The organism is Paracoccus sediminis (assembly GCF_900188295.1).
Lineage (GTDB): Bacteria > Pseudomonadota > Alphaproteobacteria > Rhodobacterales > Rhodobacteraceae > Paracoccus > Paracoccus sediminis.
In genome coordinates this window covers 80,709-95,843 of sequence record NZ_FZNM01000008.1, presented here as the reverse complement: position 1 = coordinate 95,843, position 15,135 = coordinate 80,709, and the positions used below count along the sequence as shown (strand labels likewise).

Annotated in this window: 13 protein-coding genes; 1 reads left to right on the top strand and 12 read right to left on the bottom strand. The window is 66.6% G+C overall.

Features of this window, described 5'->3' with window-relative positions; translation table 11 throughout:
* Window positions 1-39: 39 nt before the first annotated feature.
* The 8 genes from ytfQ to chvE are packed head-to-tail and all read right to left on the bottom strand — an operon-like array spanning window position 40 to window position 10,082.
* Window positions 40-999 (bottom strand): galactofuranose ABC transporter, galactofuranose-binding protein YtfQ, encoded by a 960-nt coding sequence (ytfQ, locus tag CHB77_RS12105; protein WP_089388484.1) that lies wholly within the window; start codon window positions 997-999, stop codon window positions 40-42.
* 59 nt (window positions 1,000-1,058) lie between these two features.
* Window positions 1,059-2,573, bottom strand: coding sequence for an aldehyde dehydrogenase (NADP(+)) (locus CHB77_RS12100; RefSeq protein WP_089388483.1), 1,515 nt, complete (start codon window positions 2,571-2,573; stop codon window positions 1,059-1,061).
* Window positions 2,574-2,583: 10 nt separating this feature from the next.
* Window positions 2,584-3,495 (bottom strand): Gfo/Idh/MocA family protein, encoded by a 912-nt coding sequence (locus CHB77_RS12095; protein WP_089388482.1) that lies wholly within the window; start codon window positions 3,493-3,495, stop codon window positions 2,584-2,586.
* Window positions 3,495-5,237: an L-arabinonate dehydratase gene (araD, locus tag CHB77_RS12090; protein WP_089388481.1), complete on the bottom strand. Its 1,743-nt coding sequence runs from the start codon at window positions 5,235-5,237 to the stop codon at window positions 3,495-3,497. Before araD ends, CHB77_RS12095 begins: the two co-directional genes overlap by 1 nt.
* A 9-nt stretch (window positions 5,238-5,246) precedes the next feature.
* Window positions 5,247-6,236 carry an AraD1 family protein gene (araD1, locus tag CHB77_RS12085; protein WP_089388480.1) on the bottom strand — a complete coding sequence of 330 codons (990 nt, stop codon included), beginning with the start codon at window positions 6,234-6,236 and terminating at the stop codon, window positions 5,247-5,249.
* 3 nt (window positions 6,237-6,239) lie between these two features.
* Complete coding sequence (gene mmsB / locus CHB77_RS12080) at window positions 6,240-7,445, bottom strand: multiple monosaccharide ABC transporter permease (RefSeq protein WP_089388479.1); 1,206 nt, start codon at window positions 7,443-7,445, stop codon at window positions 6,240-6,242.
* On the bottom strand, window positions 7,442-8,974 hold the full coding sequence (gene mmsA / locus CHB77_RS12075; protein WP_089388478.1) for a multiple monosaccharide ABC transporter ATP-binding protein: 1,533 nt from the start codon (window positions 8,972-8,974) through the stop codon (window positions 7,442-7,444). Before mmsA ends, mmsB begins: the two co-directional genes overlap by 4 nt.
* A 52-nt stretch (window positions 8,975-9,026) precedes the next feature.
* Complete coding sequence (gene chvE, locus CHB77_RS12070) at window positions 9,027-10,082, bottom strand: multiple monosaccharide ABC transporter substrate-binding protein (RefSeq protein WP_089388477.1); 1,056 nt, start codon at window positions 10,080-10,082, stop codon at window positions 9,027-9,029.
* 121 nt (window positions 10,083-10,203) lie between these two features.
* Here chvE and CHB77_RS12065 point away from each other — a divergent pair, with 121 nt between their 5' ends.
* Complete coding sequence (locus CHB77_RS12065) at window positions 10,204-11,148, top strand: LysR family transcriptional regulator (RefSeq protein WP_089388476.1); 945 nt, start codon at window positions 10,204-10,206, stop codon at window positions 11,146-11,148.
* On the opposite strand, the gene CHB77_RS12060 is transcribed toward CHB77_RS12065, so the two are convergent.
* From CHB77_RS12060 to CHB77_RS12045, 4 genes are read right to left on the bottom strand one after another with little or no spacing between them, the layout of a single operon-like run.
* Window positions 11,126-11,929 (bottom strand): ABC transporter permease, encoded by an 804-nt coding sequence (locus CHB77_RS12060; protein ID WP_089388475.1) that lies wholly within the window; start codon window positions 11,927-11,929, stop codon window positions 11,126-11,128. The genes CHB77_RS12065 and CHB77_RS12060 overlap by 23 nt on opposite strands.
* Entirely contained in the window at window positions 11,926-12,807 is an 882-nt protein-coding gene (locus tag CHB77_RS12055; protein WP_089388474.1) for an ABC transporter permease, read from the bottom strand. The genes CHB77_RS12060 and CHB77_RS12055 overlap by 4 nt, the downstream gene beginning before the upstream one ends.
* Window positions 12,800-13,864: an ABC transporter ATP-binding protein gene (locus CHB77_RS12050; RefSeq protein ID WP_089388473.1), complete on the bottom strand. Its 1,065-nt coding sequence runs from the start codon at window positions 13,862-13,864 to the stop codon at window positions 12,800-12,802. The genes CHB77_RS12055 and CHB77_RS12050 overlap by 8 nt, the downstream gene beginning before the upstream one ends.
* Window positions 13,865-13,916: 52 nt before the next feature.
* A complete protein-coding gene (locus tag CHB77_RS12045) occupies window positions 13,917-15,041 on the bottom strand; it encodes an extracellular solute-binding protein (protein ID WP_089388472.1) in 1,125 nt (374 codons plus the stop codon).
* Window positions 15,042-15,135 lie beyond the last annotated feature (94 nt).

Below are 15,135 nucleotides of genomic sequence, written 5' to 3'. Positions count from 1 at the left end.
GGCGGTTGCCGGGCCGCGCGTGCGACCCGGCAACGGCGGTCAGTAGCCCAGGCCCTTGCGGCGTTCGTATTCGCCCGCCGGATCGTCGGCCTGAGTGTAGAGCTTCGATTCCGTCTGGATGAACTTTTCGGGCATCGTTCCGTCAGCCCAGTATGCCGCCAGCGCGTCAAAGGCGGGACCGGCCATGTCGGGCGTCAGTTCGACCGTGGCGTTCGCCTCGCCTGCCGCCATCGCCTGGAACAGGTCGGGCACGCCATCGATGGACACGACCAGGATGTCGCTGCCCGGTTTCAGGCCGGCTTCCTTGATGGCCTGGATGGCGCCCACGGCCATGTCGTCGTTATGGGCATACAGCGCGCAGATGCCCTTGCCGCCGTTTTCGGCCTGAAGGAAGCTTTCCATGACCTCCTTGCCCAGGGCACGGGTGAAATCGCCGGTCTGGCTGCGCACGATGGACAGGTTCGGGTAATCCTTGATGGCGTTTTCAAAGCCGGTCTTGCGGTCGATGGCGGGGCTGGATCCCGTGGTGCCCTGCAATTCGACGATGCGGCATTCGCGGTCGCCGACCTCGTTCGCCAGCCATTCGCCCGCGACCTCGCCTTCGCGGACCAGATTCGACCCCACGGCGGTCAGGTACAGGTCGTCGGAACTGTCCACCTGCCGGTCCAGCAGGACGACCGGGATTTCCGCCTCCTTGGCCTCGGTCAGGACCGAATCCCAGCCGGTGGCGACGACCGGGGCCAGCAGGATCGCGTCCACGCCCTGTGCGATAAAGGACCGGATGGCGGCGATCTGGTTTTCCTGCTTCTGCTGCGCGTCCGAGAATTGCAGCTGGATGCCGCGTTCCTCGGCCTGCTGCCGGGTCAGCGTCGTTTCCGCCGCGCGCCAGCCCGATTCCGAACCGATCTGCGAAAAGCCGACGGTTTCGCCTTCGGCCATCGCGGCCCCGGCGGTCGCGGCCATCAGCGCGGCAGTGCCGAGCAAGGTCTTGACGATCATGGTTATCCTCCCTGTTTCCAAAATCGCCCGGCCTCCCACCGGGCGATGGCTGCGGGATCTCAAAAACCCCGCAAATCCTCGGGCAACAGCGCCTCGGGGATATTCTGATAGCTGACCGGGCGCAGGAACCGGCGGATCGCCATGGTGCCCACGCTGGTGGCGCCGAAATTCGTGGATGCCGGATAGGGGCCGCCATGGACCATGGCATCCGCGACCTCGACCCCGGTGGGCCAGCCGTTGGCCAGGATCCGGCCGGCCTTGCGTTCCAGGACAGGCATCAGCCGCCGTGCCATGTCGATGTCGGCCTCGTCCATGTGCAGGGTGGCGGTCAGCTGGCCCTCGATCGCTTGGGCCACGTCCATCATCTGCTCCTCGGTCGTGGTGGTAACGATCACGCCCATGGGACCGAACACCTCCTCGGACAGGGTGTGATCGCGCAAGAACTCCTCGGCGGTCGTCTTGTAGATGGCGGGCAGGACGTTGCGGCCCTCGCACGGCCCCTCGAAGATGGGGGTGGCCACGCCCGCCGCGCGGTTCGCGCCCTCGCGATAGGCGTCCGCGATGCCGTCGGTCAGCATGGGCTGAGGGGCGACCTTGGCCAGCGCGTCCCCCACCGCCTTGGCAAAGGCGTCGGCCAGCACGCCCTTGGGCATGACGATCAGGCCGGGATTGGTGCAGAACTGGCCCGCGCCCATGGTCAGGCTGCCCGCCCAGCCTTCGGCCAGCCTGGCGCCGCGCGCGGCAAGGGCCTGGGGCAGGACGAAGCCGGGGTTGATGCTGCCAAGCTCTCCGAAGAAGGGGATCGGTTCGGGCCGCGCGGCGCACAGGTCGAACAGCGCGCGGCCGCCGCGCAGGCTGCCGGTGAACCCCACGGCCTTGATGAGCGGGTGCTGCACCAGGGCCGCGCCGACCGCATGGCTGTCGCCGTGGATGAAGCCGAAGACCCCGGCGGGCATTCCCGTTTCGCGGATCGCAGCGCGGATCGCCTCGGCCACGATCTCTCCGGTGCCGGGATGGGCGGGGTGGCCCTTGACGACCACCGGGCAGCCCGCGGCCAGGGCCGATGCGGTGTCCCCCCCGGCGGTCGAGAAGGCCAAGGGAAAGTTCGAAGCGCCGAAGACCGCGACCGGACCGATCGGCCGCTGCATCAGCCGCAGGTCGGGGCGCGGCAGGGGCTGGCGTTCGGGCATGGCCGGGTCGTGCCGACGGTCCAGGTATTCGCCCTTGCGGATATGGTCCGCGAACAGGCGCAACTGGCCGGTGGTGCGGCCCCGTTCGCCTTGCAGCCGCGCCTCGGGCAGGCCGGTTTCCTGGGTGCCGATGGCGGTGATCGCCTCGGCGCGGCCCTCGATCTGATCGGCGATGGCGTCCAGAAAGGCGGCGCGGTCGTCGCGGCTGGTGGCGGCATAGGGGGCAAAGGCATCCTCGGCGGCCAGGGCGGCCCGGTCCACCAGGTCCACCGTCCCGCCGCTGAACTCGTGCGGATCGCCGTGGACGGGGGCCGACCGGAACGTCCCCTCGCCCGTCAGCCATTCGCCTGCGACCAGATGTTTGCCATGGGGGGTGAAGGTCATTGCTTTATCCTCAGAACTGGAAATCCGCGACGGTGTTGCGTCGCCCGAGGGTGAAGGCATCGGCCACAAGAACCATGGGCGCAAGGTCGGTGTCCGATTTTCCGTCCGAAACCAGCCTTGCCATGCGCGCATAGAGCGCGGGGTATTCGCCCATGATGTCGTCGGCGCCCTGCCTGTGCCGACCGTCGATTTCCAGCCGGTTGCCGCCCATGCGCAGCGCCATCCGGCCCGCGTCGGTCTGGAATTCCATGTCCCAGGTCTGCGGGCCTTCCTGGCGGAAATCGAAATCGGCCTCGACCCCCCGGCTGAACCGCAACCGGGCGGCGATGGGGGCCTGGCGATTGGCCGGAAAATCCAGATCCGCCGCCAGCAGGCGGACGGGTTCGGGCAGGATTTCCGTCAGGATCGACAGGGCGTTGATGCCGGGATCGAAGACGCCCATGCCGCCCGCCGCGAAGATCCAGTCCTGGCCGGGATGCCATTTGCGCACGTCCTCGCGCCAGGTGATGCGGCCTTCGCGGACGGTTTTGCCTGCCAGCCAGTCTTTTGCCGCGGCAACAGCCATCGCCATGCGCGAATGCCAGGTGGCATAGATGGTGACGCCCTGCCGGTCGGCCAGATCGCACAGGGCATGAACCTCGGCCAGGGTCGCACCGGGGGGCTTTTCCAGCATCAGGTGGCGGCCCGCGCGCAGCACGGCTTCGGCCACGGCATAGCGAGGCAGGGGAGGCAGGCACAGGCTGACCGTGCCGATGTCGGGACGGGCGTCCAGCATGGCGGCGGGGGCGGTGAAGGACTCGACCCCCTCGACAGTGCCGTGGCGGCTGACGGTCGCGGCCAGTTCCCAATCCGGGCTGGCTTCCAGTGCGGGCACATGCTGGTCCCGCGCGATCTTTCCGATGCCGACAAGCGCGATCTTCATCAATGGCTGTCCCGTCCGACCGGATTGCCCCGACAGCCTTTCAGAAAGTCCAGATCCGCCCCGGTATCCGCACCTTCGACATGCGCCTGATGCAGCCAGGCATAGCCGCTGGCCGGCTGGTCGGGCAGCGGCCGCCAGTCGGCCAGCCGCGCGGCCAGGTCATCGTCGGAAATATCCAGATGCAGGCGGCGGTTCGGCACGTCCAGTTCGATCATGTCGCCGTCGCGGACCACGGCCAGCGGCCCGCCCGCCGCGGCCTCGGGGCTGGTGTGCAGGACCACGGTGCCATAGGCCGTTCCCGACATGCGGGCGTCGCTGATCCGCACCATGTCGGTGATGCCTTTGCGCAACACCTTGGGCGGCAGGCCCATGTTGCCCACCTCGGCCATGCCGGGATAGCCCTTGGGACCGCAGTTCTTCATCACCATCACGCAGGTCTCGTCGATGTCCAGCGCCTCGTCCTCGATACGCGCCTTGTAGTCGTCGATGTCCTGGAACACGACCGCGCGGCCGCGATGGACCAGCAGATGCGCGCTTGCGGCGGACGGCTTCAGCACCGCCCCCCTGGGCGCCAGGTTGCCCCGCAGGACGGCGATTCCGCCCTGGACGGTCAGGGGCCGGTCGGCGGGCAGGATCACGTCCTCGTTCCAGTTCACCACGTCGCGAACCTCGTCCCAGATCGACTGGCCGCTGACGGTCAGCGCGTCCTTGTGCAGCAGGCCGGATTCGCCCAGGCGCTTCAGGACGACGGGCAGGCCACCCGCATAGAAAAACTCCTCCATCAGATACTGGCCCGAAGGCATCAGGTTCACGATGGTCGCCACGTCGCGTCCGCAGCGGTCCCAGTCGTCCAGGGTGATGTCCACGCCCACCCGGCCCGCAATGGCCAGCAGGTGGATGACGGCGTTGGTGGACCCGCCGATGGCGCCGTTGGTGCGGATGGCGTTCTCGAACGCCTGCCGGGTCAGGATGTCGCTGGGCTTGAGGTCGTCCTTGACCATCTGCACGATCCGCCGCCCCGACAGCTGCGCCATCACGCGGCGGCGGCTGTCCACGGCGGGGATCGCGGCGTTGCCCGACAGCGCCATGCCCAGCGCCTCGGCCATGGATGCCATGGTGGACGCGGTGCCCATGGTGTTGCACGTGCCCGATGACCGGGACATCGACGCCTCGGCCTCCAGGAACTCCTCCTGCGTCATCTCGCCGGCCTTCACGGCCTCGGAGAATTTCCACAGATGCGTGCCCGAACCCACGCGCTCGCCCCGGAAATAGCCATTCAGCATCGGCCCGCCGGTGACGACGATCGACGGAATGTCGGTGGACGCGGCCCCCATCAGCAAAGACGGCGTGGTCTTGTCGCAGCCGACCAGCAGCACGGCGCCGTCGATGGGCTGGCCGCGCATCGTTTCCTCGACCGCCAGCGCCGCCAGGTTGCGGAACATCATCGCGGTGGGGCGGAAGGTGTTTTCGGACGCGGAAAACACCGGCACCTCGACCGGAAAGCCCCCCGCCTCCCACACGCCGGCCTTCACCTTTTCGGCCAGTTCGCGCAGGTGTCCGTTGCAGGGCGTCAGGTCGGCCCAGGTGTTCAGGATGCCGATCACGGGCCGCCCGTCGAACAGGTCGTGGGGCCAGCCCTGGTTCTTCATCCAGCCGCGATGATAGATCGTGTCGCGCGAGGTGCCGCCATACCAGTGCTGCGAGCGAAGCTGACGGGGCCAGGGGGCGGGGGTGAAGGTCATCGGGGGGCCTCAGAGGGGGGCGACGGCGACGGGAATCTCGCCGGTCTGCTGCTGGTCCAGCGGGTTCGACAGGGGCAGGCCGAAGGCGGGCGCGTCGATCTGAAAGACATCGCCCGTTTGCGCCTTGACGCCGTCGGCGAATGACAGGGTGGCGGTGCCGAAGAAATGGACATGCACGTCGCCCGGCTGGCGGAACAGCGCGTATTTGAAGTGGTGGTGTTCCAAGTTCGCAAGGCTGTGGCTCATGTTCGCCTCGCCCGACAGGAAGGGTTTTTCCCAGATGGCCCGGCCGTTCCGCAGGATGCGGCTGTTGCCCTCGACATGCTGGGGCAGGTCGCCCACCAGCATCTCGGGGCCATAGCTGGCGGGCCGCAGCTTGGAATGCGCAAGCCACAGATAGTTGCCGCGTTCGGTCACATGGTCGGAAAATTCGTTCGCAAGCGCGAATCCCAGCCGGAAGGGCGTGCCGTCCGGACCGATCAGATACAGGCCCGCGATCTCTGGCTCCTCGCCCGCATCCAGGGCAAAGCCGGGCGACACCAGGGCCGCGCCGGGGGCGACCGCGTTGACGCCGTTGCCCTTGTAGAACCATTCGGGCTGCACCCCCGCTGTGCGGCCCTGGGGCTTGCCGCCTTCCAGGCCCATGCGGAACATCTTCATGCTGTCGGTCAGCAATTCCGGCTCAGCGCCCGCGTGCATCGCGTTGCGCGTGGCGGCGCTGCCCAGGTGGGTCAGCCCGGTGCCGGTCAGGTGCAGATGGGCGGGATCGTCGTGATCCAGCGGCAGCAGCACCCGGCCCCCGGCCAGGGCGGCGGCCAGATCGACGGGTTCGCCCGGCCCGCGGGCCGTGACCTCGGCCGTCAGGTCGCGCCCGGCGGCAATGGCGGCATGGGCCAGATCGCGGGTCGTTGCCGCCCCCGGCACGATCCAGGCGCCATCCTTCAGCCGTGCGGCGACAGCCCGGTCCCCGCCGGGGCGTTTCAGTTGCGACAGATGCATGGTTCAGCCTTGCTTGGTCTTGTTGTAGACGTCGAAGATCACGGCAGCCAACAGCACCAGGCCCTTGATGACCTGCTGATAGTCGATGCCGATGCCCATGATCGACATACCGTTGTTCATCACGCCCATGATGAGGGCGCCGACGACGACCCCGATGATGCGTCCCGATCCCCCCGCCATCGACGCCCCGCCGATGAAGACGGCCGCGATCACGTCCAATTCGAACCCGACGCCGGCCTTGGGGGTGGCGCTGTTCAGGCGGGCCGTGACGATCATCCCCGCCAGCGACGCCAGAACGCCCATGTTGACAAAGGTGAGGAAGACCAGCCGTTCGGTCTTGATTCCCGACAGCTTGGCGGCCTTCTCGTTTCCGCCAAGCGCATAGATGCGCCGCCCGGTGGTGGTGCTTTCGGTGAAAAAGGCATAAACCACGATCAGCACCGACATGATGAGAAGCACGTTCGGCAGGCCCCGGAAACTGGCCAGCTTCCAGCCCACGAACAGCAGCGCGACCACGACCACCGCGTTGCGCGCCCAGAAAAAGCCCGAGGGTTCGGGCGCGATCCCGAATTCGGCCTCGCGCGCCCGCGCCCGAACGCCCGACCAGACGATGGCGGCGGCGGCCACGGCGACCAGGATCAGCGCGGTGAAGTTGGGCTTGTCGGCGCCCAGCAGGTCGGGAATGAAGCCGGTGGACAGCGACTGGAACGAACGTTCGAACGGGCCGATGTTCTGGCCGCCCAGCAACCACAGGGTCAGCCCGCGAAAGACCAGCATTCCGGCCAGCGTGACGATAAAGGACGGGATGCGCCAATAGGCGATCCAGTATCCTTGGGCGGCGCCGATCAGCCCGCCGACCACCAGCACCATGGGGATGACCAGCAGGACCGGCAGCTGCATCTTGACCAGCAACATGGATGCGACCGCGCCGGTGAAGGCCGCGACGGATCCCACCGACAGGTCGATATGGCCCGCCACGATGACCAGCAGCATCCCCAGCGCCATGATGATGACATAGGAGTTCTGCAAGAACAGGTTGGTGATGTTCTGCGCCGACAGAAAGTCCACGCCCTGCACGGCCCGCACGATCACGAAGAAGAACAGGACGATGGCGACCAGCGCCAGCATCATGCCGTTCTCGCGCAGGTGGCTGCCCAGATGGGCGCCGATGCCGGGCTGGGCCGGCTTGTTCATGTCGGCCGTGCTCATGCAGCCTCTCCCTTCATGCCGTCTTGCAGGATCAGGGCCATGATCCGTTCCTGGCTGGCTTCGGACTTGGTCAGTTCGCCGGCGATCCGGCCTTCGTTCATGACATAGATGCGGTCGCACATGCCCAGCAGTTCGGGCATTTCCGACGAAATCATCACGACGCCATGGCCCTGCCCCGCCAGTTCGTTCATGATGTTGTAGATCTCGAACTTGGCGCCCACGTCGATGCCGCGCGTGGGTTCGTCCAGGATCAGAACCTTGGGTTCGGTGAACAGCCACTTGGACAGCACGACCTTTTGCTGGTTGCCCCCCGACAGGTTCACGACCCGCTGGAACACCGACGGCGTGCGGATGTTCATGGCCTTGCGGTATCCCTCGGCCACCTGCTGTTCGCGGCCGCGCGACAGGATATAGCGCCGGGCGATGCCTTCCAGGTTGGCCAGCGACACGTTGCGCAGGATCGGCTCGTCCAGGATCAGTCCCAGGGCCTTGCGGTCCTCGGTCACATAGGCCAGCCCCGCGTCGATGGCCTTGGACACCGTGGACAGGTCGGGCTTTGAACCGCCCAGCGTCACGTCGCCCTTGATGTCGCGGCCATAGCTGCGGCCGAACAGGCTCATCGCGAATTCGGTGCGTCCCGACCCCATCAGCCCGGCGATGCCCACGATCTCGCCCTTGCGGACGGTCATGGACACGTTGCGGATCACCTGGCGCGGCTGATCGGGATGCATGACGGACCAGTTCAGCACCTCCATCAGCACCTCGCCGATCTTCGGCGTGCGGTCGGGATAGCGGTGGGCCATGTCGCGGCCGACCATGTCGCGGATGATGCGGTCCTCGGTGATCTCGCTGCGATCCAGCGTGGACACGGTCGATCCGTCGCGGATCACGGTCACGCGGTCGGCCACCCGGCGGATCTCGTTCAGCTTGTGGCTGATGATGATCTGGGTGACGCCCTGCTCTTTCAGTTCCAGCATCAGGTCCAGCAGCTTCTGGCTGTCGTTTTCCTGAAGCGCCGCGGTCGGTTCGTCCAGGATCAGCAGCCGCACGTTCTTGGCCAGCGCCTTGGCGATTTCCACCAATTGCTGCTTGCCGACGCCCAGCTTCTCGACCTTGGTGGTGGGTGCCTCGGACAGGCCGACCTTGCGCAGCAGCGCCTCGGTCTTCTGGTAGGCCAGCGGCCAGTTTATGACACCGCCCGACGCGACCTCGTTGCCCAGAAACAGGTTCTCGGCCACCGACAGCAGCGGCACCAGGGCCAGTTCCTGATGGATGATGACGATGCCCGCATGTTCGCTGTCGCGGATGTCGCGGAACCGCGCGGGCTTGCCGTCATACAGGATCTCGCCGTCATAGCTGCCGTGGGGATAGACGCCCGACAGCACCTTCATCAGCGTCGACTTGCCCGCGCCGTTTTCGCCGCAGATGGCGTGGATCTCGCCCTTGCGCACCGACAGGTTGACGTTGCTCAGCGCCTTGACGCCGGGAAAGGTCTTGGTGATGCCCTGCATGTCCAGGATGGCCGTCATCGCATTCCCCCCGATGCGGTATGCGGCCCCGGCGACGCGGGGCCGCAAAACGTCACTTCAGCTGGTCTTCGGTATAGTAACCGGAATCGACCAGGGTTTCGCGCCAGTTTTCCTTGGTCACGGGCAGCGGTTCCAACAGATAGGACGGCACGACCTTGACGCCGTTGTCATAGGTCTCGGTGTCGTTGATCTCGGGTTCGGTGCCCTTCAGGACGGCATCGACCATGCCCACGGTGACACGGGCCAGTTCGCGGGTGTCCTTGAAGATGGTCGAATACTGCTCGCCGGCCTCGATGGACTTGACCGACTGGACCTCGGCGTCCTGGCCGGTCACGATCGGCATCATCATGTCGCCCGATCCATAGCCCACGCCTTTCAGCGAGGACAGGATCCCGATGGACAGCCCGTCATAGGGCGAAAGCACCCCATGGACCTGCTTGTCGCCATAGTTCGAGGACAGAAGGTTGTCCATGCGCGATTGCGCGACGGCGGGATCCCAGCGCAGCGTGCCCACGGTTTCCATGCCGGTCTGACCCGACCCGATGACGATGGTGCCGTCGTCGATCAGCGGCTGGAGCACCGACATGGCACCGTCATAGAAGAAGAAGGCGTTGTTGTCGTCGGGGCTGCCGCCGAACAGTTCGACGTTCCAGGGCTTCACGTCGGGAAAACGCTCTTTCAGCCCATCGACCAGGGTGGTCGCCTGCTGGACGCCGACCTTGAAGTTGTCGAAGGTCGCGTAATAGTCCACGTTTTCCGAACCGCGGATCAGGCGGTCGTAGGCGATGACCTTGATGTCGGCGGCGGCGGCGTTTTCCAGCGCGTTCGACAGGGTGGTGCCGTCGATGGCCGCGATCACCAGGACGTTGACGCCCTTGGTAATCATGTTCTCGACCTGGGCCAACTGGTTCGGAATGTCGTCCTCGGCGTATTGCAGGTCGGTCTCGTAACCGGCCTCTTGCAACTGCTTGACCATGTTGTTGCCGTCGTCGATCCAGCGGGCCGACGATTTCGTCGGCATGGCGATGCCGATGGTTTCGGCCATGGCGCCGGTGGCCAGCCACGAGACTCCGATCGCCAGCGCGACCGCCGCGGTTCTGAACTTCATCTGTATCCTCCCTTGCGCGGCACCACGCGCCGCGCATCCCCTTTTCGATGCGAAAAGATGTAGCGCAAGGATTTCATGCCGGTAAAATGATAAAATTGGCAATCTTCATATCGGAAATGATATGCCCGTTCCTGCGCTCAAGCCCGCCCAGCTTCGGCTGATCCACGAAGTCGCCCTTCACGGCCAGTTGCAGATCGCGGCCGATGCCCTGGCGATGACCCAGCCCGCCGCATCCCGGATGCTGGCCGAGGCGGAACGCCAGATCGGCGCCCCCTTGTTCATCCGCCAGCCCAAGGGCATGGATCCGACCGAGATCGGCACCACCGTCCTGCGGCGCGCCCGCGTGATCCTGCGGGAAATGGCCAGCATCGAGGCGGATGTGCGCGCCCTGCGCGGCGGCTATGCGGGAACGGTGCGCGTGGGCGCGGTGACCGGCCCGGCGATCAGCTATCTTGTCAGCGCGATCCGCCGGATCAAGGAGGAAAGCCCCCAGGCCGACATCACCGTCGACGTGATGCCGTCGCGCGACTTGCTGATGCACCTGGGGGCGGGGGAAATGGATTTCGTGCTGGGCCGGATCCTGCCGGAATTCGACAGCGACGCCTTCAACATCCTGCCGATGTCGGACGAAAAGGTGGCGTTGATGGCGCGGGCCGATCATCCGCTGGCCCGCGCCCGGCTGGTGACGCTGACCGAACTGGTGGGCCAGGAATGGATCATGCAGCAGCGCGGTTCCCCCATCCGCGAGGCGACGCTGGCCGCCTTTGCCAGCGTGGGCCTGTCGGAACCCGACAACATCGTCAACAGCCCGTCGCTGCTGCTGACCATCGCCTATCTGGCGCAGTCGAACGCCATCACGCCGGTATCGCAAGAGGTGGCCGAACTGCTGATCCGCCCGCCGGTCCAGGCCGCCTTCACCATCGTGCCCACCCCGCGGCCGATCCGGGTGTCGCCCTATTTCCTGCTGGACCTGAAACGCCGCCCGCTGTCGCCCCTGGCAAAACGGCTGCGGGATGCGGTGGCGCAGATGTCGCGCAGCCCGATCAGGAACGCGGCCGCGCTGTGACCTGCCGGCGCCGGGCGATTTCCCAGGCGATCGCGCCGATCACGGTGGCGGCGATGATGACAAGGGCCAGCGCGTTGACGGCGGGGGTCAGGCCGGTGCGGACCTTGGTGGCGATGAACACGGTCAGCGGCGTTTCGAACCCGCGCACGAACAGCGTGGTGTTGTAGTTTTCCACCGATTGCAGCACCGCCAGCCCGCCCGAGGCCAGCAGCGCCGGCCGCAGGAACGGCAGCAGCACCCGGCGGAACACCATCGCGCGCGATGCCCCCAGGCCCAGGGCCGCTTCTTCCTGCGTGCGGTCGAACCGTTGCAGGCGGGCCATGACCATCAGCATGACATAGCAGATGATGAAGGTCGTCTGCGCCACCACGATCAGCACGATCCCGCCGCCCACGCCCACCTGCCGCCACAGGATCAGGGTCGAGATCCCGATCACCACCCCCGGCGTCAGCAAGGGGGACACCATCACCGCATAGGCCACGCTGCGCGCCCGCGCGTGCAGCGTCGTCAGCACCAGGGCTGCGGCGGTGCCGACCGGCAGCGCCACCGCCGCGACCAGCACGGCGACGATGGCCGATGTCCACAGCGCCTGCCACATCGCCGCGTCTGCCCACATGGCGGAAAACCAGTCCAGCGTCGTGCCCTGCCAGGGGATCACGGTCGGAAAGCGGCTGGTGTTGAAGGCCGCGGCCGACATGATGGCCAGCGGCGCGAACAAATAGGCGACGAAAGCCAGCAGATAAAGGGCGAAAAGCCCGCGAAAGATCCGGTCCGCCGTCATTTCGCCACATCCGTCAGGTTGACGCGGAACAGCCGCAGCGTGACCAGCACCACCGCCAGGCACAGCACCAGCAGCGTCAGCGCATAGGCCGCACCCCGGTTCCAGTCGCCCCCCTCGAAGAACCAGTTGTAGATGATTTCCGTGAACCAGCGGCTGCCGGGGCTGCCCAGCAGCGCGGGCGCGACATAGGATCCGGCGGCCAGCATGAAGGTGAAGACGCAGCCCGTGGCGATGCCCGCCTTGGCATGGGGAACGACGACGCGGCGGTGGGTGCGCACGGTCCCGGCGCCCAGATCCCGCGCCGCTTCCAGTTGCGATCTGTCCAGGCTTTCGATGGCGTTATAGATCGGCAGCAGCATGAACAGGATATAGGCATAGACCATCCCCGCCAGCACGCCGCCGTCACCCTGCCAGCGGACAGGCTGGTCGATTACCCCCATGTTCAAAAGCACCGCATTCAGCGGCCCGCGATAGGCCAGCAGGATGAACCAGGCCAGCGTGCGCAAGACCTCATTGATGAAGAACGGGATGATGACCAGCATCAGGGCGATGGACAACTGGCCAGGCGTGGCGCGCTGCGCCATCCAGAAGGCGATGGGATAGCAGACGATCAGCGTCAGCAGGGCCACCAGCGCGCTGGCCCAGATGGTCTTGAAGAAGATCGCGCGATGCACCCCTTCGTTCGCCAGATACAGGACATTGTCCAGCGACCAGACATCCTGCGGCCCGCCCAGTTCGGCGGGCGGCAGGTTCGGGCGCAAGGCATAGTCGATCATCATCAGGTTCGGCGCCAGCACCATCGCCGCCAGCCAGATCAGCACCAGCGACAGAAAGACCGTCGCCAGCCCCGGCCCAAAGCGGCGATACAGATCACGCATCGGCCAGCACCACGGCATGTTCGGGCGCAAAGAAGAAACTGGCATCCGTTCCCGGCGCCGGGGCATCGGACAGCCGCGTAGAGGGGACCGCCGCCGTCAGCGCCGCGCCGTCGGGGAACTGGCCGTGGACCAGGGCGAAGGCGCCCTCGAAGTCCATGCGGCTGACACGCGCGTGCAGGGTATTGGCGCCCGTGCCGGGCATCAGCGCCTCGGGCCGGATGTAAAGGGTGGCCTTTTGCCCGACAGCGAGGTGCGGATCCGCGCGCCCGCGCAGCGGACCCATCGCCGTATCGATACGGGCCATGCCGCCGCCGACCGCACCAATCTGGCCGGTGATGGCGTTCGTTTCGCCCACGAAGCGGGCGACAAAGGGGGTGGCGGGGTTGTCGTAAAGCTGGCGCGGCGTGGCGACCTGTTGCAGCAGGCCATTGCTCATCACCGCGACGCGGTCCGACATGGCCAGCGCCTCGGACTGGTCGTGGGTGATGTAGATAAAGGTGACGCCCGTGCGTTTCTGAAGGCCGCGCAGTTCCGCCCGCATGTGCTGGCGCAGCTTCAGATCCAGCGCCGACAAGGGTTCGTCCAGCAGCAGCACACCCGGTTCCACGGCCAGCGCGCGGGCGATGGCCACCCGCTGGCGCTGCCCGCCGGACAGTTCGCCCGGCATCCGGTCGCCATACCCCTCCAGCGCGATCAGGCGCAGCAATTCTTCGGCGCGCTTGCGGCGTTCCGCCCGCCCCATGCCCCGCGCCTCCAGCCCGAAGGCGATGTTTTCCCAGACCGGCATCAGCGGAAACAAGGCCAGCGACTGAAAGATCATCGCGGTCGGCCGCTGGTTCGGACCCAGCCCGCGCATGTCGCGCCCGCCGATCAGCACCCGACCCTCGGTCGGTTCCAGAAAGCCCGCGATCATCCGCAGGATGGTGGTCTTGCCGCAACCGGACGGTCCCAGGATCGAAAAGAATTCCCCCGCCTGCACGGTGAACGACACGTCGCCGACCGCGCGGGTGGACCCAAAGGTCATCCCGATCCCGTCAAGCTGCACCGAATGCGACATCCGTCCCCCGTTCGTTGGCGGGGACAGGAGGCGACCCCCTGTCCCGGTCGTGTCAGGCCGACAGGAAGCGGTCCTGGTATTCGTTGCGCTTGGTGATGTACCAGCTTTCCTGGATGGGCCACCACCACAGCTTGTCCAGCGCATCGTCCGGATAGGCGGCCGCAAAGAACGCCTTGGCCTGATCCGACAGCAGATCCGCCGACCCCACCGCGGTCGAATTGATCGAGGTCGCGTTGGTGTACATCGCCCCGGCTTCCGGCGTCAGGAACCAGTTGATGAAGGCATAGGCCTGATCCAGGTTCTCGGCCCCCGCCGGGATCGACAGGCCCTCCATCCAGGCCAGGGCGCCTTCCCTGGGCGCGATGAAGCCCACCGGCAGCCCTTCCTTGGACAGGGCGGCGGCGGTCGAATCCCAAGTCTGGCCGATGGCCGCGCCGTTCACGCGAAAGGCGCCCTGGGCCTCGTTCTCGTTGTTCCAGAACTGGATGATGTTGCCCTTGCGGGCCACGGCCTCGGCCAGGATCGCGTCGAAGACCTCGACCTGCGCCTCGGGGCTGGTAAAGGCATCCAGCAGCGGACGCGGCAGCTTGCCCTCGGCCTCCAGCCACAGGCCCAGACCCACCAGCGCGGAATGGGCGCGCACGGTGGCCTTGCCCGCCGCTGATTCGCCCCAGATGTCGCCATAGGAGGCGGTGCCGTATTCCAGCGGCATCTGGGCCGTGTCGAAGGCCACGGCCTCGGTCCCCCAGTCGGTCGGCACCTGATAACGCTTGCCATCGACCACAGCGCCCAGGTTCGTCGAATTTTCCCAGGCGCTTGGCAACACCTTGGCCACCTCGATCCTCGCCTCGTCCAGCGGCTGGACCAGGCCGAACTCGACATAGTTCGGCACCCGGTCCACGGTCGGCCAGATCAGGTCGAAGCCCGCGCCGTTGTTGGCGCGCAGCTGGTTCAGCAGCTCGTCGTTGGTGCCATAGGGCGTGAAGTTCGGCGTGATCCCGGTCGCCTTCTGAAAGGCCCCCAGGATGTCGTCGTTCAGATAGCCCGCCCAGGCAAAGATGTTGACCGTGCCCGAGCCTTGGGCGAATCCCGGCCGCGCGACCCAGGGCGCGGCCAGGGTCAGTCCGGCGGTCGCGGCCGCGCCCTTCAACAGGCCGCGGCGGTGAAGTCCGTTCATGTGTCATCCCCCGATATGGCCGCCCGGACGGGCGGCGATCCATCCGGGGAAATCATAGCCATGGCCTGTGACAGGTCAAAGACTTCTCTGATAT